The organism is Streptomyces sp. NPDC052079, from assembly GCF_040680275.1.
Taxonomy (GTDB): Bacteria; Actinomycetota; Actinomycetes; order Streptomycetales; family Streptomycetaceae; genus Streptomyces.
On sequence record NZ_JBFAWL010000007.1, the window covers coordinates 197236 to 213781 of the forward strand.

Here is a 16546-nt window from a genome sequence, read left to right on the forward strand (position 1 = left end):
GAGCGCGGAGTCGGGCCATCTGCCCCCCCGGGTCAGCGGCCGCCGTTGTACGGGCCGTAGGGGCCGTCGCTGCTGGAGCCGCCCCTGCGGGCGCGGCCGCCGCCGGGCAGACCGCGGAGGGCCGGGCGGACGTCGACCATGTACACGATGGTCGCGATCAGGCCGATGATCGGCAGGAACGACAGAATGTCGAAGATCAGGTTCACCACGAAGGCAAGGGCCAGAATGATCAGCCAGAACGGCTTGGTCTTCTTGTCCGCCGCGCGGTAAGCGTCCTCACGGCGCGTGGCGGCGTCAATCAGCGCGAAGCCGCTGAAAACGATCAGGGCCATGCTCAGCAGCCACATGAACCCCGCGAAGCCCTGCATCAGCACTACGTCCACCACCAGACTCGGCTCGTTTTTGCGCCGTCTTCACGCCGTCACCGTACCCGCATCCACCGGTCGGCTATCCGGAGAACGGGCCGGGCACCATGAGAGTGCCCGGCCCGTCCCCGTCACACCGCCCGGCGGTGACTACTTCGCGGGCGGGGTCGTCTTCTTCGCGGTGGGCTTGCGCACCGGGGCCTTCTTGGCCGGGGAGGGCCTCTTCACCGCGGCGGACTCGGTGTCGGCCTTGGGCTCGACCGGCTCGGGCTTCGGCTCGGGAGCCGGTTCGACGGCCACGGCGATGTCCTCGATGCCCTCGGCGGCCTCGCCGCGCCAGGTCTTCACGGTCTGCTCGCCGCGCTCGGCGACCCTCTCGTACGTCTCCCGCGCCTTGACCGCGTACTCGGCGGCGATGCCGACGCCGCGCAGCGCGAGGTCCTGGGCGTTCTCGCCGAGCTTCTTCAGGTCGGTGTCGAGCGTGCCGAGGATCTCGCCGACCTTGGCCTGGAGGGTCTCCTGCGTCTCCCGGACCCGGACGGTCGCCCGCTCCTGCACGGCCTTGGGGTCGGTGTTGCGGACGGCCTCGATGCGGGCCGGGGCCTCGGCGCGCAACTGCTCCACCAGGGCCGGCACCTTCCGGGCCTGCTGCAGCGCGAGGTCGGCGGTGCCGGCGGCGAAGTAGAGCGGGGTCGGATCGCTGAGGGTCTTGCGCAGGTCGTCGGTGATGGCCATGGTGATGGTCCTCCCGGATTCGTTTTCGGCTGAGGGTTCTCATGTGATCCGCGGCGGGCGGCCGGTGCCCTGATCCGGCTCAGCCGGCCGTCCGCCGCGGACCCTTGTCACTGCCGCCACCCGCACGGGGGCGGCGCTCGGCGGACGTACCGCCGTCGGACGTACGGCTCCGGCGTATCACGGCATCGCCGTCCGGAGCGTCCACCGCGCGGTCACTCGCGTCGACGGCCGCGGACACCTCGGGATCCTCCGTCGCCTCACCGTCTTCGGCTCCACCAAACCCGTTCTCCTTGCGGAAGGACTCGTAGATCTGGAGCAGCACCTGCTTCTGACGCTCGGTCAGCGTGGGGTCCGCGAGGAGCGCGGCCCGTGTCTCCACCTCGTCCCGGCCCCGCTCGGCGTCGAGGATGCCGGCCCGGACGTAGAGCGTCTCGGCGGAGATCCGCAGGGCCTTGGCGACCTGCTGCAGCACCTCCGCGCTGGGCTTGCGCAGCCCGCGCTCGATCTGGCTGAGGTACGGATTCGACACCCCGGCGGCATCGGCGAGCTGCCGCAGCGACAACTGCGCACTGCGCCGCTGCTCGCGCAGATACTCACCAAGATTGCCGACGTTGAGCGATGCCATACCCCCACCCTGCCGCACCCCGCTAACTATTGCAAGCACCCGCTTGCAATAGTGCGCCGCGTGCAGGACAAGTGTCGTCATCCGGCGTTGTCGGTGGGCTCTGCCAGGGTGTGCGTCGTGGATGAATTGGTGGAGCGTGTCGACGGTCAAGATCGCGTGCTGGGGCTGGTCAGCCGTCGGGAGGCCATCCGGGAGGGTTGGCTGCATCGGGTCGCCGTGACGGTGTGTCGTGATGATCGTGGCCGGATCCTCGTCCACCGACGGCCGGAACAGGTATCGCGCTTCCCCGGACTTTATGAGGTAGAGGTCGGTGGCGCCGCAAACGTCGGCGAGTCCTACGAACAGGCCGCCGCGCGGGAGCTGGCCGAAGAGCTGGGCATTCGTGCGCTGCCGCGCCTGCTGTTCACATTCATCAACCGCAGCGGCTTGAGCCCTCACTGGCTCGGCGTACACGAAGCCGTGGTGCCGGACGCGGTGGTCCCCGATCCCGACGAGGTCGCCTGGCATGACTGGCTGACCGAGCCCGAGCTGCGGTCCGCCCTGCTGAAGTGGCGCTTCACCCCCGACAGCCACGAAGCCTTCAGCCGATATCTCGCGTTCCGAAGCGCGCGGTCCTGACCTCTCTCGCCTCTCGGGCTGCGGTACCTGCTTAGGGCCAACGCGCCTTGCGAGAGGGGATGTTCGTGATAGGGAGCACGGATGTGTGCTCGACTCCCGCTCGTTCGCACTGCTGATGGCCGCCAAGCCGGCGCAGACTGCCTCGGTTCAAGCCCAACAGCCGCCGGGCGCCCACATGGCTTCACCAGTACTTGAACGAGACCACGCGGAAGTTTTGCAGAGCGAGTCCACGGGCGCCAAGGATGCTAGAGACCTGGAACGTTGCGCACATTCCGCTCGCTGACGTCGGGCAGGAAGCGGGCCACGGTGACGAAATCGGCGTCGTCGTGCAGGACAGTCAGTCCATGATGCACGGCGGTCGCACAGATCATCAGGTCGAGCGGACCGGCCGCGCCGAGGGCCCCCTTCTCGGCGAGAGCGTATTGGGCTGTGTCGACCCAGTCCCACAACCTCTTCGGAAGAGGTACGTCGGGGTACAGGTCGGTGAACATCTCCCCCATGGCCTCGTACTCCGCGGCGTTGCGCGCTGAACGCCGGAACTCGGCCCGCTGGGCGGCGCACGACCCGATCGCCCGGAGGGTTGTGGTCTCCAGCCACGCGTCCCTCAGCCGCTCCTCGCGGAGGAGGCGCCACAGACCCGAGGAGTCGAGCAGGTAGTGGATCACGCGCCACCCTGCTTGTCCTCGACGCGGCGCTGCTGCCAGCCCTCGTAGTCCCACTGCTGGGCGGCGTGGAAGTGCTTGGCTACAAGCGCGACCCGCTCATGGCGTTCGGCGTACTCGCGAAGGGCAGCATTGACCACCTCTTTCTTGGTTCCACCACCGGCGACACGCATGGCCTTCTCCAGCGCATCGTCATCAAGGTCGATTGTCGTCACGCTCATACTGGACTCCTCTATTCAACGCCAATATTCAGTATATGTACACGCAGGAGTCATGCTTGCCCGGGATCGCCGAACGCGTCCGGCCCATAGTCCTCCAGTCGTGGTCGCTCAATGCCGGCAGAAGAGGTCGGGGCTCCGTCCCGGCGAACACTGAGGATCGTTGGCGTTGGATCACCTTCCCGGATGGGATGTACCAGCGCTGGGATGACATCGGTGTCGACGAACGGACCCGGCTGACCAGCCTGCCTATGGACGATCTGATCGTCGGCCGGTTCGGCTCAACGGGAGGCCCCGAGCTGCTGCCCCCAGGTGGTCCGTAGAGCTGGGAGCGAAGATGCCCTCAGCCGTATGGAGACGGCACGCGGGAGACTGGCCCCATGACCGTGTCCGGCACCGCCAAGTCCGACCTCCACCGCTACCTCCAGGAGGCCCGCGACGCCCTGCTGTGGAAGCTTGAAGGCCTCTCCGAGTACGACGTCCGCCGCCCGATGACCCAGACCGGCACCAACCTCCTGGGCCTGGTGAAACATGTGGCCGGCATCGAACTCGGCTACCTCTGCGACACCTTCGGCCGCCCGTCCGGGGAGCCGCTGCCCTGGCTCGCGGACGCCGCGGAGACCAACGCGGACATGTGGGCCACCGCGGAGGAGTCACGCGCGTTCGTGGTGGATCTGTACCGCCGGGCGTGGGCGCACGCGGACGCCACGCTCTACGCCCTGCCGCTGGACACGACGGGCAGGGTGCCCTGGTGGCCGGACGAGAGGAGCGAACTGACCCTGCACCACGCCGTGGTCCGCGTCATCGCCGACACCCAACGCCACGCCGGCCACGCCGACATCCTCCGGGAATTGCTCGACGGCGGCGCGGGAGAGACCGAGACCGCGACGAGCCTCCCGTCGGCCGACCCGGCCTGGTGGGCGTCCTACCGCGAACGGCTGGAGCAGGCGGCCCGGGAGGCGGACAGCGACGGCTGATGTCCGCGGCCACTCACACCCCGCGTCGACCATGGGCCAGGAGGCCCACGGCATCGACGCGAGCGTCATGCGGGTGATCGAGGGCCAGGCCAGGCGGGTCGTCGCCCTGGGCCACGGCACGGACGGGTCCACCCGGGTCGGGTCGCGGAGGTGATCGGCCGGCGCTGGACGAAGGCGCTGTGAGCCGTGGGGAGGCCTAAGCCGCAGCGCTCCGACCCCAGTTGGGCACCGACGACATCACCCAGAGTTCGTCGAAATGCTTCACCCACATGGAGACGGCCGCCTCGGCGGCAGTCGTGCCCTCCCGCGACCAGACGTTGAGCTCCGTCGTGTAACCCATGGGGTCGTAGTACTCGGGGCCCCTGTCCTGCAGTCGCTTCCGGGCGGAAACATCGTAGAGGCCGTGCAGGACCTGGGTCCGGTTGAATATGCAGATCTTGTCCCGCGGAATGCCGGGGTAGCAGCGGTACTCGCACTCGACGACGAACCGTCCAGTCCCATTGAGACTGTTCGCAACGGCCGACAGGCTTCCGCTGTAGTCCCGGCATTGCCGCAGCATCCGGTTACGGAATGCCGAATCGTCCACGGGACGGTCGTCGGGCCCCACCCGCGCCGGTACGGTCATGGGCTTCTCGAAGTCCGGCACGAGCAGCCGCACGACTACCGTCTTCGTCGGCCCCGGATCATCGAACAGTCTTGCCAGACTGCGATGGACCTCGTGGTAGTAGGGTCTCTCCCGTGTAGCCGAGGAAACTGATTTCGACCTTGCGCGCCCGGAAGGCCTCGTTGACGAAGCCGCCCAGCTCACTCGAGTTCACCAGGGCAGGCGTCGGCAGCCGCACCGACGAAGAGAGCTCCTGCACCGCGTCGTAGAGCACGTACGCGACCAGACTGAGCAGAGCGCCGCCGAGAAACGCCATGCCCTCGAGGGCATCCCCCACCGGCTGGACGAACTGAGCGATCACGCCAGTGACGAAAATGCCCGCCAGGAAGAGGCGGGTCACCAAGGGCTCGAAGCGGTTCTGAAAGCCGCGTAAGCGTCTGTTCACACCGCTGCCGGACGACCCGTTCACGCGCTCCGGCATGCCCGACCCCCTAAGCGCTCCCATCCGGCAGGCCGTCACACGCCCGCGTGCACACTGGCCTTGGCTGACATGTTCCCCCTACACCAGTGCCCGGGCAAGATAGGGGTTCGCCGTGAAACGGAGTGGCAGGCCAAGGGAACCGCTGGCGACGGCCAGGGTCACCGCGTAGGAGTCGACCGCGCGGCGGACGTTTGGCGCGTCCAGGCTTGCGCCCGTCACGATGCGGTCCAGGTCGATGTAGGCGGAACGGACGATCTCCAGCCGGCGGTACGCCTGCCAGTCCTCGCGCCAGTCACGTGTGTACTCGGACGGCAGCCGACGCTCCCAGCGGCTGAACATCCGGTCCCGGATCTCCGGGCGGGTCGGGGTGAGGTGCATGTGCCGGACCAGGTCGTAGAGGGGATCGCCGATCAGGGCCATCTCCCAGTCGATGATGGTCAGCGCGTCCGATCCGTCCCGGCGCACCAGGTTCCAGGGGTTGAGGTCGCCGTGCAGCAGGGACTGTTCCCGGTGGCTCACCTCCTGCCGGGACAGGATCTGGTCCAGACGATCGGCGTCCGGCAGCCCCAGCTGCCGGGCGAGCTGCTGCGTCTTACGGGGCAGTTCCCGGACGAGACGGATGAGTTGGCTTTTGAGCCACCGGTAGAAGCCCCGCTCACAGGCGAGCGGATCGAGTTGCCTGTAGTCCACCCGGGTGAGCGCACAGAGCTGGTCCACGAGACCGTCCGCCTCATGCGGCAGCAGACCGTTCACGGGATGGTTCGGGGGGCGGTCCATGTCGCGCGGCCCGACGTATGTATGGATGGCGAAGCCGTCGTCCGGGTAGGTCTCGCCCAGCGCCAGGGCCCTCGGCGCGGCCACGGCGACGGGCGCCTCCTCGATGGCCCGCAGCACGGCGTGCTCGCTGAGGAAGCGGGGCTCGCCGCTGGGCACCTCCGGCAGTCTTCGTCTCACCACCACGGAGAGCCCGGCGCCCGGGACCTGGACCACGGTGTTGAGATGGGTCGTGCCCTTGAACACCCGTCCGGCCGGCGCGGCCCCTTCCGAAGCGAGGGCGTCCCGCACCGCCTCCGCAGGGAAGTCCGGCGACAGAGGCAGCCGGCGGTCCGCCTGCCAGCCGAACGCCCGCACCGGAACGGCACCGTCGGGGTCACGGCGGGAGGCCAGCCAGCGGAACAGCGCCCGTTCGATCTCCTGGGGCCCGGGCACGCTCCTGAGCCGCAGCGGTATGGCAGCAGCCTCCAGCGCCCGACTCACCTCCGCCGTCGCCTCGTCCAGGCTCTTCTGGGAGAACGATTCCTCAAGCGACCGCGCGGCCCGCATCACATCGGGGAAGACGGACTGCGCCCGCTCGAAGGCCAGGTAATGGCCCAGGTCCTTGGTCAGTCCGTTGACGGCGGCAGGGCGGATGCGCCGCATTGCCATCTCCCACGCCTCGATCACCTCGGGCCATTGGTGCGTCGGATAGCGCATACGCACGAGATGGGTCGCCAGATCATGGAGCGGGTCACCGTAGGTCGCCAGCTCCCAGTCGACGCAGATGAGCGGGGGGTGCCCGCCGTAGGACACGATCAAATTGTCCCGGTGCAGGTCGGCGTGGAGCAGGCTGTACGGCCGACGCGCCATGACGGGCGTCCGCTCCGCCAGCCGAATGAGCGCGTCCTCAGGGATGCCCAGCGCCGCGAACAGTCCGCCGAAGTCGGTCCAATTGGGCTGACGGATCTGCTGGTCCGCCAGGTACGCCAGCTTGCGCAGGAAACCCTGACTGTCGGTGTCATTGCGGGGCCAGCCGGTCGGCAACGGCGGCAGCGTGCTGCGCCGCACCTGGGCCATCTGGGCGAGCAGTCCGGCAAGTGCCCTGATCAGCAGCGTATCCAACGGCTTGCCGTTCCCGCAGACGCTGGAGAGCGGCACGCCTTCCACATAGCTGTGGATCGCGAAGCCGGCACCCTTGGCGAGACACTGCGGCACATGCGGCAGGATCCCCTTGACCGCGCCCAGGATCTCGTCCTCGTTGTCCCAGGTCCTGATGACGACCGGCAGCGCCTCCAACCGGCGGATCCGTACCGTCACGGAGGTCCCCGGCTCCCGGCCCAGAAGCCGTGCTTCCGGCTCGGTCAGCGGTAACACGTAGTTCTGGTTGTGATGACCGCTGCTCGCCAGTCCGCGCCGCGTGGCGCGCTCCACGAAACCACGGAGCCGGGCGTCGGGCGCGGTGGTGGGCCCCCCGAGGACGGGTCGGGGAAGAGGTGGTGCGCCCACGGGCCGCTCCGGGAGGTACGAGGGGAGTCACAACTGAAGGTAGGCATGCGGCCTCCTCTCCCGCACGCGGAGTACCGCATGCCGGGACACGTCGGGCATGGTGTCACCCGTCTGGTGTGAGGCTGCGGAAGCCCGTTCGAGTTGGCTGGTATGCCCCTTGGTACGAACGGAGGCGAGCGCTTGCTCAATCGGTGCGCGAAGGGTACCGCATGCCGTTCAATCCGAAAGCAGGTTCCACACCGAGTCGAACCACTGCTGCATGCTGTTCACGAACACCGATCCCGGGGCGGTCGGCTGCTCGGTCTTCACATGGTGGGTGAGGGTGGCCCCGAGGCCCAGGACGTCCAGAGCCGTGACCACCTCGCCGCGCTTCAGCTCCAAGGGCCGCTCGATGATCCCGTACATGCCGTGCAGGACCTCGACGGCGTTGATCAGGTAGAGCTTGAAGGTGGGGGTCAGCGGGGTGTGCCGGATCCGGACGTCCACGGAGGGCACCAGACCTTCGGTCTGCAGGTCCCTGAGGGACCCCAGCAGTGAGGCGGTGTGCGACTCGGTGATGGTGCGCAGCCGTTCCCGCAGGCGGGTGTCCTTGCGGTCGTCCTTGACCCGGGGGTACGGCAACGGCAGTGTCGCATCCGGCAGGAGCATGCGCAGGGTGATGCGCTCGGGTGCGATGAAGCCGCCGCGAATGCGCTCCGCCTGGAGCCGGATGTGCGCGTCGAGCGACTCGGACGTCAGCGTGTAGACGTCCAGGGTGACTTCGGGCTGTTCGAAGGCCTCGCTGATGAACGGCGCCAGGGTCAGCCGCCCGCTCAGCCGCGTCGCCTTGGCGGCCGAGGACTGTATGAGCTGCGTCTTGACCACCCGGGAGCCACGGCCCTGCCGCGTCTGGATCCAGCCTTCGCTCTCCAGCTCCCGCACCGCCCGCTGCACCGTGTCGCGGGAGACGCCCAGCTCCTCGGCCAGGGCCCGTTGCGCCGGCAGGAAGGAGCCCTCGGGGTAGCCGCTCCCTATCCTTCCGCGCAGCTCGTCGACCACCCGCTGGAGCTCTCTGCCACCGCCTCGCCTGCCGGTCCGCTGTCGTTCCACAACCGGAACGTACCGCTTTCAGTCCACTGGCAAACCAGTCGAACCGGCCAACCAGCGGTCTCCGGTGGCCTGTCGGTTAAGGGATCAGCCGGGCGGGGCAGACCAGAAGCAGCGCAAACAGTCCAATTGGACGGGTAGTTGAGCACTTTCAGGAAAGTGGAAGGGAGATGGTCGGATCATGCCTCTGCCCAAGGTGCTCATGGCACTCGGAGAGCTGACGCTGGACCTGCTCGTGAAGGCGCAGCTGAGCCCCGTCGCTCTCGTACTCCTGTTCTTCATCGGCGCCTGGGCACGGGAACCCCGCAACGGCCGCCTGCTCTGTGCGGCGCTGGCGCTCACCCTGCTGACGACTCAGGCCTGATGCAGGTCCCTGACCAGCCGCAGGAGGGGTTTCAGGGAGCCTACGACCGTGGAGGCACCGGCGTCCCGCAGCAGCTTGCTCTTGTGGTCGTTGCGGGCGTAGCCCAGGAAAGGGACGCCCGCGGCCTGCGCGGCGTGGAAGTCGGACGGGGTGTCGCCGATCATCAGGGACGTGGTGGGAGCGGCGCCCAACGCGGCCAGGGCGCGGTTGATGCAGTGGGGGTCGGGTTTGAGGTGGTTGAGCTCCTGGGTGCGGCCGTATATGTGGGGGGCGAAGCAGGCGGCGAGCCGTCGGGAGGCGAGGTACTCGCGCACCACGCGCGGGGAGTTGTTGGTGGTGATGGCCAGCCGGGTCCCCACCGCGGTCCAGGTGCGGATCAGCGGATCGGCGTACGGGGTGGGCATCGCCGAGGCGGTGGCCCGCAGCTCCTCCTGGGTGAGGCGCTCCTCGAGCTCCGCGACCAGGTCGCTGCCGGGGTGCCGGTGGTCGACGGCACGCAGGACGACATGCGGGTCCAGGGACTCGCGTTGGGACTCCGTGAGCAGGTTGTGCAGGCCCCGTCCCTCGAGCCAGGCCGCCAGGTCGGTCGCCACCCGCTCCGCGGAATGTCCGGCGAACAGCCGGCAGACAGGGCCGTCGAAGTCCCACAGCACGACACGGACACCTTTGATCAGGTCCCGCAGTTCGTTCAGTTCCGTCTCGGTCCCGGCCGTTGCCGCATCAGTCTGTGTCGTCTCAGAAGTCACTAGGAGAGTGTCAGGTCCGTGGTGATGGTTTCCCAGAGGGCGTCGAACCACTTCTGGGATTCCTCCACGAATGCCTGATCCCGCTGACCGGCCCGTCTGAGGAAGGAGAACAGCAGGGACGTCGAGCCCAGGGCGTCGTACATCTCAAGGGTGTGGCTCTCCCACTCCTCCTCGCGCCGGGTGAGCAGGTAGTAGCCGAGCAGGGCCTCGTCGCCGTTGAGGAGGTACAGCTTCACCGGCGGGGTGAAGGGCAGCGCGCGGAAGGAGACGTGTACGTCGATGCCGTGGGTGGCGCGCAGGGCCAGGAGGTTGTGCCGGAGCACGCGGGCCTGCGCGTTGCGCATCGACAGCCAGCGTTCGTGCACCGGGTTGGCGCCGCCGTCGCCGTCCTCCACGGGGACCGGGAAGGCGAGGTTGATGTTGCGGGACGGCAGCAGGATGCGGACGTGGACGGAGTCGGGGCGGGTGCGGCCCTCGTGGATGTGCCGGAGCGGCTCACCGAGCGCCAGCATGAAGCTCTCGGAGGTCAGACACACGGCGTCGATCCGCACATGGGCCGTTTCGAAGGCGTCCGTCAGGCGCGGTGCCAGCGCCACCATTGTCGGCTGAGGTTCCTCCCGCGCGGGGGCCGGTTCGGCGATCCGCGGCGGGCTGCCCTTGCTGACGTTGCTGAGCAGGCCATCCGCCTGGAGGGCGCGCAGGGCCTGGCGGACGGTCCCGCGTTCCACCCCGAACTCCTCAGCCAGTTCGGCCTGGGTGGGCAGCCGGTCGCCCGCCTTGAGCTGGCCGCCTCGGATGCGTTCCCGCAGGATGCCGGCGATCTCCTGGGGCGTGAGCCTGCTACTGCCGTTCACTGCCACGTTCTCCTGGGTCACGACCAAACGCTACAACTTTGATCGACCTGGCGGGAGTTGTTTGAAAGTTGTTTATGGAGTGCGACCAAGTGGGGACAACGTCAGGAGAGTTGGTCGCCAACTTTGCGGAGTTGGCGGAACCGCTAAGGGGGGACATCATGCACTTCCTCGCTCTGATCTCCGCCGTCGTCGTCGTCACCGTCGAGCAGCTCATCCAGTGGAGGTACGGTGTGGCCGGCCTCGTCGGCCTGCTGTTGCTCACCATAGGCATCAGGGCCGACAGGCCGGGGTTCAGCTCCGCCGGAGCGGTGCTGCTCGCCCTGCTGGTGGGCAAGCCCGCGCTCTGAACGCGAAAATTTCCGGCACCCGTCCCGTGGGAGACGTCAGCTCGTGAGCACCAGCTCCGAACTGATGGTCTCCCACAGCGCGTTGAACCACAGGTGCGACTGCTCCACGAACGTGGTGTCCCGCAGGCCCGCGCCCTGCTCGAAGGCGAACAGCATCGACCGTATGCCCTGCGCGTCGTATGTCTCCAGGCTCTCCTGGTCGATCTGCGCCTGGCTGCGGGCCACCGTGTAGTAGGCGAACAACGCCTCCGCGCCATTCAGCAGATACAGCTTCACCGGCGGGGTGAAGGGCAGCGCGCGGAACGAGACCCGCACATCGATGCCGTGCGTGGCGCGCAGCGCGAGCAGGTTGTGGCGGAGCACCTGCCCCTGCGCGTTGCGCATCGACAACCACCGTGCGTGGAGCGGGCCTTCGGCGTCCGGCCGTCCCTCGACCGGCACCGGGAAGGCGAGGTCGATGTCCCGGCTGGGCAGCAGCACCCGCACGTCGACCTTGGCCGGTTTCAGTCGCCCCGCGTGGATCTGCCGCAACGGCTCCCCCATGGCGAGCGTGAGGGAGATGGAGGTCAGACAGACGGCGTCGATCTCGACGTGCTCGGCCTCGAAGGCCGCGGCGATCCTGGGCGCGAGGGCCACCGTGGTGGGCAGCGGCGGTGCCCCGGGACCGGCCGGCGCTCCGCCGGGACGGGCGGCGACGGTCGCCGGGGCACCCTTGGAGACGTTGGTGAGCAGCAGCTCGGACTGCAGGATGCGCAGCGCCTGGCGTATCGCGGGGCGCTCCACGCCGAACTCCGCGGCCAGTTGGGCCTGGGTGGGCATGCGCTGGCCCGGCCGCAGCGCACCGGACCGGATCCGGGCGCGCAGTTCGTCGGCCACTTCACGATGGGTTCTCTGTGGCCGCTGTGACTTCTTCCGCCCATTGACGGAGGCGTGTTCCGGGTCCACAACCAAACACTACAACTTCTCGCCATCTTCGGGCAGTTCAGCGGAGGGTGGTTATAAGCCTCTTCCAAGTGGAGATAACTAACACCAAGTTGGTCACCAACTCATGCAAGCTGGTCGGCTTTACGAAGGGGTTGGCCACACGGTGACGGTTGGAGGCCACAGACAAAGGGGGACCGCCATGCCGCTCGTCGCCATCGTCCTCGCCGCCCTGGCCATCGGACTCGAGCAGCTCGTCCAGTGGAAGTACGGGCCGATGGGGATCATCGCCTTCGTCGCCCTCACCGTGGGCATCAAGGCACGCAACACCATGATCGGCGGCATCGGCGCGGTCATCCTCGTGATGCTGCTGGCCCAGTCCGGCTGACGGCACCACGCACGAACCGCTGGCCGGGCTCCCTTCCGGAGGGGAGCCGGGAGCCCGTCAGCCGCACCACCGCACCACCCGCACAACAACCACAACCACAACTGAACAGCTCGCTACGGATGAGTGCTCACCCGTCGTCGGCGAAAGGAGGCGGCAGCAGGGGCGCGTACGGACACCGCGCTCAGAAGATGTCCGGGCACCACGGTCGCCTGGACGTACGCAGCAGGGCGTCGGCCTGACGGGCGGCGCCCGCTCGTTCTTCTCGCACCCGGCCCAGCGCCGCCAGCCGCACCGCCGACTCGTCCCCCAGCCACAGCACGGCCAGTTCGGCGACGTCCAGCGCGAGATCGGCGCCCTCGGTGGTCGGCACACACGTGCCGGAACCGTCCGCCGACGCCTCCAGCCGGTACCGGCCGCCGCTCAGCCCGCCGCTGTCGGCCACCTCCAGCACCAGCGACCCCGCCGCCTCGTACGTCCGCGCCTCCAGGGCCCGTACGACGTCCAGGATCCGCACCCACAGCCAGTCCGCCTGCGTGGTGACGGCGGCGGCGCGCGGGTCCGGCAGAAGGTGCGGAAGCAGATCGTCGGGGGCTCGCCAGCCGCTCTTCACCTTCACCACCCAGTCCACCGAACACAGATAGCGCCACAGCGCGCGCTCGGCGGCCGGTGTCACCGCGCTCAGCCACTTCACCCGCGCCGTGTTCAACGGCTGCTTGGCACCCCAGTGGTCGTCCGCTGTGTAGGCGACCATGCCCTCGACCTCACCGCCGGCCGAGCGGTACATCGCGTAGAACGGCTCGTGGAACGTCGGATGGAACCGCACGGCCCCGGTGGTGATCCGCCACCACAGCTCGTCACGGCTGACGGCACCCGGCTGCGCCCGGCGCAGCCGCTCGTGCAGCTCCGGGCCGAACTTGCGGACGTCCTCCGCGTCCACGAGGTCGATCCGCCCGCCGTCCTCCGGCCCGGCCCACCGCGGGTCGAGACCGGAGCGCGGTACGTCGATCGTCCACTCGGTCGCCGAGGTGGCCGGGCCGAAGCCGTATCGCCCGTAGATCGGGTACTCGGCGGCGATGAGCGTCGCGACCACGTCCCCCCGCTCCTTCGCGGCGGCCAGGTCCTGCGCCATCATGCGGCTCAGCAGGCCCCGACGGCGGTGGGTGGGGGCGACGGTCACATTGGTGACGGCGTCCGCCGGCACGGCCGCCCCGCCGACCGCGGTCAGCTCCTGCGCGAAGGAACGGAACGTGGCGACGCAGCGCCCCCCGTCGAAGGCCCCCAGCGACCGGCCGGGCGTGAACTGCGCCCGGCGCGCCTCGATGATGTCGTCGTCCGAGGTGGGTTCCCGCAGGAACCCGATGTTCATGGCCCGGTTCCAGTCGGGGAACTCGGACGCGGTGATGGGGCGTATGTCGATGTCGGCACGGGAGGCACGGGAGGTCATGGGGTCACGGTAGGGCGGCCGCGCGGCGGGTGTCGACGAGGTTTTTTCCCGTCCCCCCAAGAGGTTTTTCCCGCCCCCCAAGGGGGGCCTCGCTCACGCGAGCAGGTCGTCGACCTGCGCCTCTCCCTCCCGGTACCGGCGCGCGATCTCCGCGCTGCACTCGTCGGCCGTACGCTGCAGACGCTGCCGCCGCCGGGACACCTGCTGCTCGTACCGCACGAGCCGCCCCATCGCGGTGCTCAGCTCCCCATCCGTGCGGGCGCCCAGGTCGGACAGTTCCACCTCGCCCAGCATCTCCGCCGCCAGCCGCCGGTACTCCTCGCTCCGCGGCGTCCCCAGCGTCACATGCCGCGCGGAGGAACGGTGCCGAGCCGGGCCGTCCCGCAGGATCTCCGACAGCCGCTCCACGACAGACAGCCGCTCCACGACCGACCCGTCCCCCGCCGCGGGCACCGAGGGCACACCCTCCGGGACCCGCCGCGCCAACTCCGCGCGCAGGATGTCGATACGCCCCTGGAGCAGCCTGCGCACATAGCTGAGGTCGGCCTCGTCGCGCTGCGCGTCACGGCGCACCGCGCGCAGCTCCGGCAGACTGAGCAGCGTCAGATCGGCCGTCCGCTTCTCCTCCGACAGCACCGGGCTGTCGGTGCGCTGTGTGGGCGGCCGGTGGAACTCCCGCTCCCCGATGGCCGCGTGGGCGGGCGGGACCGCCGTCACCGGCTGTCCGATTCCCCGTGTGCTCATATGCCTCAACCGTCCCCTCGACCGGCATGTGCCAGCATCGTGCCACCCCAAGCTGCCGCAATGTGAGCGAGTTTCCCCGATCCGCCCCAGATGGGCGCTAAGGAGTAAAAAATAGCCCGACCGGGGTCCCGCGCGGGCCGCCGTCGGCCCTGTGTTCGTCGACCGGCATGATGGCCGTATGCGTGCAGTGGTGCAGAGGGTCGACGGCGCGAGCGTCGTCGTGGACGGCGAGACGGTGGGCGCGATCGAGGGCGAGGGGCTGTGCGTCCTCGTCGGCGTCACCCACGAGGACACCAAGGAGAAGGCGGCCCAGCTCGCCCGCAAGCTCTGGTCGATCCGGATGCTCCACGACGAGAAGTCGTGCAGCGACACCGGCGCCCCGCTCCTGGTGATCAGCCAGTTCACCCTGTACGGCGACGCCCGCAAGGGCCGCCGCCCCACCTGGAACGCCGCGGCCCCCGGCGACGTGGCCGAACCGCTGGTCGACGAGGTGGTCGCCCGGCTGCGCGACCTGGGCGCCACGGTGGCGACGGGCCGCTTCGGCGCGAGGATGAGGGTGTCGCTCACCAACGACGGCCCGTTCACCGTCCTGCTGGAAATCTGAGCCGTACGGCTGCATCTGAGCCGTGCGGCCGGTCTGAGCCGCACGGCTCAGGGCTCGACGACGGTCTCCTGCGCGGCCGCCGTCCCCCCGGCGAGCAGCCGCGCGTCCACCGGCACGTTCCGCTTCACCAGCGCCAGCGCGACCGGGCCCAGCTCGTGGTGGCGTACGGACGTCGTGACGAAACCGATCTTCCGTCCCTCCGGCCCGTCGTCGGCGAGCCGGATCTCCGTCCCCGCCACGGGCAGGTGCACCTCGCTGCCGTCCAGGTGCAGGAAGACCAGCCGCCGCGGCGGCTTCCCCAGGTTCTGCACCCGGGCGACCGTCTCCTGCCCCCGGTAGCAGCCCTTCTGCAGATGCACCGCGCCGCCGATCCAGCCCAGCTCGTGCGGGATAGTGCGGTGGTCGGTCTCGAAGCCGAGCCGCGGCCGCTGCTGCTCGACCCGCAGTGCCTCGTGCGCCAGGATCCCGGCGGGCGGCCCCGCCTTCTCCGCGTACGACTCCAGATCCGCGCGGGGCAGGAACAGGTCCCGTCCGTACGGCGTCTCGCGCACCACGACGCCCTCGGGCACCTCCGCTATGGACCCGGCGGGCAGATGCACCACCGCGATGTCGGCGGTGCGGTCGGCGACCTCGACCCGGTAGAAGAACTTCATCGACTCCAGGTACGCGATCAGCGCCTCCTGGGTGCCGGGCTCGACGTGCGCCCAGACCGTCTCGCCGTCGTCGACCAGGTAGAGCGCGTGCTCGATGTGGCCGTGGGCGGAGAGGATCAGGGCCTCGGTCGCCTGGTGCGGCGGCAGCTCGCTGACGTGCTGGGTGAGCAGCAGATGCAGCCAGGACAGCCGTTCCGGTCCGGTGACGGTGACGACCCCGCGGTGGGACAGGTCGACGAATCCGGTGCCGTCGGCGAGGGCGCGCTGCTCGCGGAACAGGTCGCCGTAGTGGGCGGCCACGCCTTCGTCCACGCCCTCGGCGGGGACGGCGCCGGGCAGGGTCAGCAGGGGGCTCTTCATATGCCAAGCCTACGACTCGGCGGGGGAGGCCTTCCGGGCGCAGTCCTCGCACCGGCCGAAGATCGCGAAGTGCTTCATGTCGGTGTCGAAGCCGAAGGTGTCCCGCAGCTTGGCCGTGAACTCGGCGGCCACCTCGACGTCCGCCTCGATGACATTCGTGCAGTCACGGCAGACCAGGTGGAGATGGTGGTGCCGGTCCGCGAGGTGGTACGTCGGGGAGCCGTGCCCCAGATGGGCGTGGCTGACCAGGCCCAGCTCCTCCAGCAGCTCCAGCGTGCGGTACACGGTGGAGATGTTGACCCCCGACGCGGTCTTCCGCACTTCCACGAGGATGTCGTCGGGGGTCGCGTGCTCCAGGGTGTCGACGGCTTCGAGCACGAGTTGGCGCTGCGGCGTCAGCCGGTAGCCGCGCTGCCTGAGGTCGCTCTTCCAGTCGGTGCTCACCACACCACGAGTCTAGGGTGTCGGCGGCCCGGGGCCCGGGGGCG

The 16546-nt window shown here is 69.2% G+C and carries 23 protein-coding genes and 1 pseudogene; 8 read left to right on the top strand and 16 right to left on the bottom strand.

The window, feature by feature from the left end; genetic code table 11:
- Nucleotides 1-32 precede the first annotated feature (32 nt).
- From AB0L56_RS14695 to AB0L56_RS14705, 3 genes are all read right to left on the bottom strand, one after another.
- Nucleotides 33-368: a DUF2516 family protein gene (locus AB0L56_RS14695; RefSeq protein ID WP_365423222.1), complete on the bottom strand. Its 336-nt coding sequence runs from the start codon at nt 366-368 to the stop codon at nt 33-35.
- 147 nt (nt 369-515) lie between these two features.
- Nucleotides 516-1100: a hypothetical protein gene (locus AB0L56_RS14700; RefSeq protein ID WP_361031679.1), complete on the bottom strand. Its 585-nt coding sequence runs from the start codon at nt 1098-1100 to the stop codon at nt 516-518.
- 79 nt (nt 1101-1179) lie between these two features.
- Nucleotides 1180-1725 (bottom strand): helix-turn-helix transcriptional regulator, encoded by a 546-nt coding sequence (locus AB0L56_RS14705; protein WP_365423034.1) that lies wholly within the window; start codon nt 1723-1725, stop codon nt 1180-1182.
- Between the two features lie 108 nt (nt 1726-1833).
- Between AB0L56_RS14705 and AB0L56_RS14710 the strand changes: the two genes are divergently transcribed.
- Complete coding sequence (locus AB0L56_RS14710) at nt 1834-2343, top strand: NUDIX domain-containing protein (protein ID WP_365423225.1); 510 nt, start codon at nt 1834-1836, stop codon at nt 2341-2343.
- A 245-nt stretch (nt 2344-2588) separates the two neighbouring features.
- Here AB0L56_RS14710 and AB0L56_RS14715 read toward each other — a convergent pair whose 3' ends face one another.
- Together AB0L56_RS14715 and AB0L56_RS14720 are read right to left on the bottom strand one after the other, a co-directional pair.
- Entirely contained in the window at nt 2589-3008 is a 420-nt protein-coding gene (locus tag AB0L56_RS14715) for a PIN domain-containing protein (RefSeq protein ID WP_361031685.1), read from the bottom strand.
- Nucleotides 3005-3226, bottom strand: coding sequence for a type II toxin-antitoxin system VapB family antitoxin (locus tag AB0L56_RS14720; protein ID WP_365423037.1), 222 nt, complete (start codon nt 3224-3226; stop codon nt 3005-3007). The genes AB0L56_RS14715 and AB0L56_RS14720 overlap by 4 nt, the downstream gene beginning before the upstream one ends.
- 188 nt (nt 3227-3414) lie before the next feature.
- Here AB0L56_RS14720 and AB0L56_RS14725 point away from each other — a divergent pair, with 188 nt between their 5' ends.
- The 3 genes and pseudogenes from AB0L56_RS14725 to AB0L56_RS14735 form a co-directional block, all read left to right on the top strand.
- Nucleotides 3415-3546: a hypothetical protein gene (locus AB0L56_RS14725; RefSeq protein WP_365423040.1), complete on the top strand. Its 132-nt coding sequence runs from the start codon at nt 3415-3417 to the stop codon at nt 3544-3546.
- A 57-nt stretch (nt 3547-3603) separates the two neighbouring features.
- Entirely contained in the window at nt 3604-4200 is a 597-nt protein-coding gene (locus AB0L56_RS14730; RefSeq protein WP_365423043.1) for a DinB family protein, read from the top strand.
- A 40-nt stretch (nt 4201-4240) separates the two neighbouring features.
- Nucleotides 4241-4354 (top strand): annotated as a pseudogene (locus AB0L56_RS14735) (hypothetical protein); the annotation flags it as partial.
- A 42-nt stretch (nt 4355-4396) separates the two neighbouring features.
- Here AB0L56_RS14735 and AB0L56_RS14740 read toward each other — a convergent pair.
- From AB0L56_RS14740 to AB0L56_RS14755, 4 genes are all read right to left on the bottom strand, one after another.
- Nucleotides 4397-4858: a hypothetical protein gene (locus AB0L56_RS14740; protein ID WP_365423046.1), complete on the bottom strand. Its 462-nt coding sequence runs from the start codon at nt 4856-4858 to the stop codon at nt 4397-4399.
- A 25-nt stretch (nt 4859-4883) separates the two neighbouring features.
- Complete coding sequence (locus AB0L56_RS14745; protein WP_365423049.1) at nt 4884-5285, bottom strand: hypothetical protein; 402 nt, start codon at nt 5283-5285, stop codon at nt 4884-4886.
- 78 nt (nt 5286-5363) lie between these two features.
- Entirely contained in the window at nt 5364-7472 is a 2109-nt protein-coding gene (locus AB0L56_RS14750) for an aminoglycoside phosphotransferase family protein (RefSeq protein ID WP_365423052.1), read from the bottom strand.
- 291 nt (nt 7473-7763) lie between these two features.
- Nucleotides 7764-8636, bottom strand: coding sequence for a winged helix-turn-helix domain-containing protein (locus tag AB0L56_RS14755; RefSeq protein ID WP_361031699.1), 873 nt, complete (start codon nt 8634-8636; stop codon nt 7764-7766).
- Between the two features lie 178 nt (nt 8637-8814).
- On the opposite strand from AB0L56_RS14755, the gene AB0L56_RS14760 reads away from it, so the two are divergent.
- Nucleotides 8815-8997 carry a hypothetical protein gene (locus AB0L56_RS14760; protein WP_361031702.1) on the top strand — a complete coding sequence of 61 codons (183 nt, stop codon included), beginning with the start codon at nt 8815-8817 and terminating at the stop codon, nt 8995-8997.
- Here the strand turns inward: AB0L56_RS14760 and AB0L56_RS14765 are convergent.
- Together AB0L56_RS14765 and AB0L56_RS14770 are read right to left on the bottom strand one after the other, a co-directional pair.
- Nucleotides 8988-9743, bottom strand: coding sequence for an HAD-IA family hydrolase (locus AB0L56_RS14765; protein ID WP_365423057.1), 756 nt, complete (start codon nt 9741-9743; stop codon nt 8988-8990). The two genes, AB0L56_RS14760 and AB0L56_RS14765, sit on opposite strands and share 10 nt — an antisense overlap.
- Complete coding sequence (locus AB0L56_RS14770; protein WP_365423061.1) at nt 9743-10624, bottom strand: GntR family transcriptional regulator; 882 nt, start codon at nt 10622-10624, stop codon at nt 9743-9745. Before AB0L56_RS14770 ends, AB0L56_RS14765 begins: the two co-directional genes overlap by 1 nt.
- A gap of 131 nt (nt 10625-10755) precedes the next feature.
- On the opposite strand from AB0L56_RS14770, the gene AB0L56_RS14775 reads away from it, so the two are divergent.
- Nucleotides 10756-10944: a hypothetical protein gene (locus AB0L56_RS14775; RefSeq protein WP_365423064.1), complete on the top strand. Its 189-nt coding sequence runs from the start codon at nt 10756-10758 to the stop codon at nt 10942-10944.
- Between the two features lie 36 nt (nt 10945-10980).
- Here the strand turns inward: AB0L56_RS14775 and AB0L56_RS14780 are convergent, their stop codons facing one another.
- Nucleotides 10981-11895 (bottom strand): GntR family transcriptional regulator, encoded by a 915-nt coding sequence (locus AB0L56_RS14780; protein ID WP_365423067.1) that lies wholly within the window; start codon nt 11893-11895, stop codon nt 10981-10983.
- A 172-nt stretch (nt 11896-12067) separates the two neighbouring features.
- Between AB0L56_RS14780 and AB0L56_RS14785 the strand changes: the two genes are divergently transcribed.
- Nucleotides 12068-12253, top strand: coding sequence for a hypothetical protein (locus AB0L56_RS14785; protein WP_365423070.1), 186 nt, complete (start codon nt 12068-12070; stop codon nt 12251-12253).
- Nucleotides 12254-12434: 181 nt separating this feature from the next.
- On the opposite strand, the gene AB0L56_RS14790 is transcribed toward AB0L56_RS14785, so the two are convergent.
- Nucleotides 12435-13697 (bottom strand): GNAT family N-acetyltransferase, encoded by a 1263-nt coding sequence (locus tag AB0L56_RS14790; protein ID WP_365423073.1) that lies wholly within the window; start codon nt 13695-13697, stop codon nt 12435-12437.
- A 93-nt stretch (nt 13698-13790) separates the two neighbouring features.
- On the bottom strand, nt 13791-14441 hold the full coding sequence (locus tag AB0L56_RS14795) for an aerial mycelium formation protein (RefSeq protein WP_365423076.1): 651 nt from the start codon (nt 14439-14441) through the stop codon (nt 13791-13793).
- Between the two features lie 178 nt (nt 14442-14619).
- On the opposite strand from AB0L56_RS14795, the gene dtd reads away from it, so the two are divergent.
- Nucleotides 14620-15045, top strand: coding sequence for a D-aminoacyl-tRNA deacylase (gene dtd, locus AB0L56_RS14800; RefSeq protein WP_365423079.1), 426 nt, complete (start codon nt 14620-14622; stop codon nt 15043-15045).
- 47 nt (nt 15046-15092) lie between these two features.
- On the opposite strand, the gene AB0L56_RS14805 is transcribed toward dtd, so the two are convergent.
- Both AB0L56_RS14805 and AB0L56_RS14810 read right to left on the bottom strand, forming a co-directional pair.
- Nucleotides 15093-16058 (bottom strand): folate-binding protein, encoded by a 966-nt coding sequence (locus tag AB0L56_RS14805; protein WP_361031729.1) that lies wholly within the window; start codon nt 16056-16058, stop codon nt 15093-15095.
- A 9-nt stretch (nt 16059-16067) separates the two neighbouring features.
- Nucleotides 16068-16505 carry a transcriptional repressor gene (locus tag AB0L56_RS14810; RefSeq protein WP_365423083.1) on the bottom strand — a complete coding sequence of 146 codons (438 nt, stop codon included), beginning with the start codon at nt 16503-16505 and terminating at the stop codon, nt 16068-16070.
- Between the last annotated feature and the right edge of the window lie 41 nt (nt 16506-16546).

Bases quoted from the DNA above. Each gene is read 5' to 3' on its own strand.
- AB0L56_RS14790 (WP_365423073.1), bottom strand. From the start codon at position 13,697: ATGACCTCCCGTGCCTCCCGTGCCGACATCGACATACGCCCCATCACC.
- dtd (WP_365423079.1), top strand. From the start codon at position 14,620: ATGCGTGCAGTGGTGCAGAGGGTCGACGGCGCGAGCGTCGTCGTGGAC.
- AB0L56_RS14720 (WP_365423037.1), bottom strand. From the start codon at position 3,226: ATGAGCGTGACGACAATCGACCTTGATGACGATGCGCTGGAGAAGGCC.
- AB0L56_RS14705 (WP_365423034.1), bottom strand. From the start codon at position 1,725: ATGGCATCGCTCAACGTCGGCAATCTTGGTGAGTATCTGCGCGAGCAG.
- AB0L56_RS14795 (WP_365423076.1), bottom strand. From the start codon at position 14,441: ATGAGCACACGGGGAATCGGACAGCCGGTGACGGCGGTCCCGCCCGCC.
- AB0L56_RS14805 (WP_361031729.1), bottom strand. From the start codon at position 16,058: ATGAAGAGCCCCCTGCTGACCCTGCCCGGCGCCGTCCCCGCCGAGGGC.
- AB0L56_RS14695 (WP_365423222.1), bottom strand. From the start codon at position 368: ATGCAGGGCTTCGCGGGGTTCATGTGGCTGCTGAGCATGGCCCTGATC.
- AB0L56_RS14730 (WP_365423043.1), top strand. From the start codon at position 3,604: ATGACCGTGTCCGGCACCGCCAAGTCCGACCTCCACCGCTACCTCCAG.
- AB0L56_RS14700 (WP_361031679.1), bottom strand. From the start codon at position 1,100: ATGGCCATCACCGACGACCTGCGCAAGACCCTCAGCGATCCGACCCCG.
- AB0L56_RS14745 (WP_365423049.1), bottom strand. From the start codon at position 5,285: ATGCCGGAGCGCGTGAACGGGTCGTCCGGCAGCGGTGTGAACAGACGC.
- AB0L56_RS14760 (WP_361031702.1), top strand. From the start codon at position 8,815: ATGCCTCTGCCCAAGGTGCTCATGGCACTCGGAGAGCTGACGCTGGAC.
- AB0L56_RS14775 (WP_365423064.1), top strand. From the start codon at position 10,756: ATGCACTTCCTCGCTCTGATCTCCGCCGTCGTCGTCGTCACCGTCGAG.
- AB0L56_RS14725 (WP_365423040.1), top strand. From the start codon at position 3,415: ATGTACCAGCGCTGGGATGACATCGGTGTCGACGAACGGACCCGGCTG.
- AB0L56_RS14785 (WP_365423070.1), top strand. From the start codon at position 12,068: ATGCCGCTCGTCGCCATCGTCCTCGCCGCCCTGGCCATCGGACTCGAG.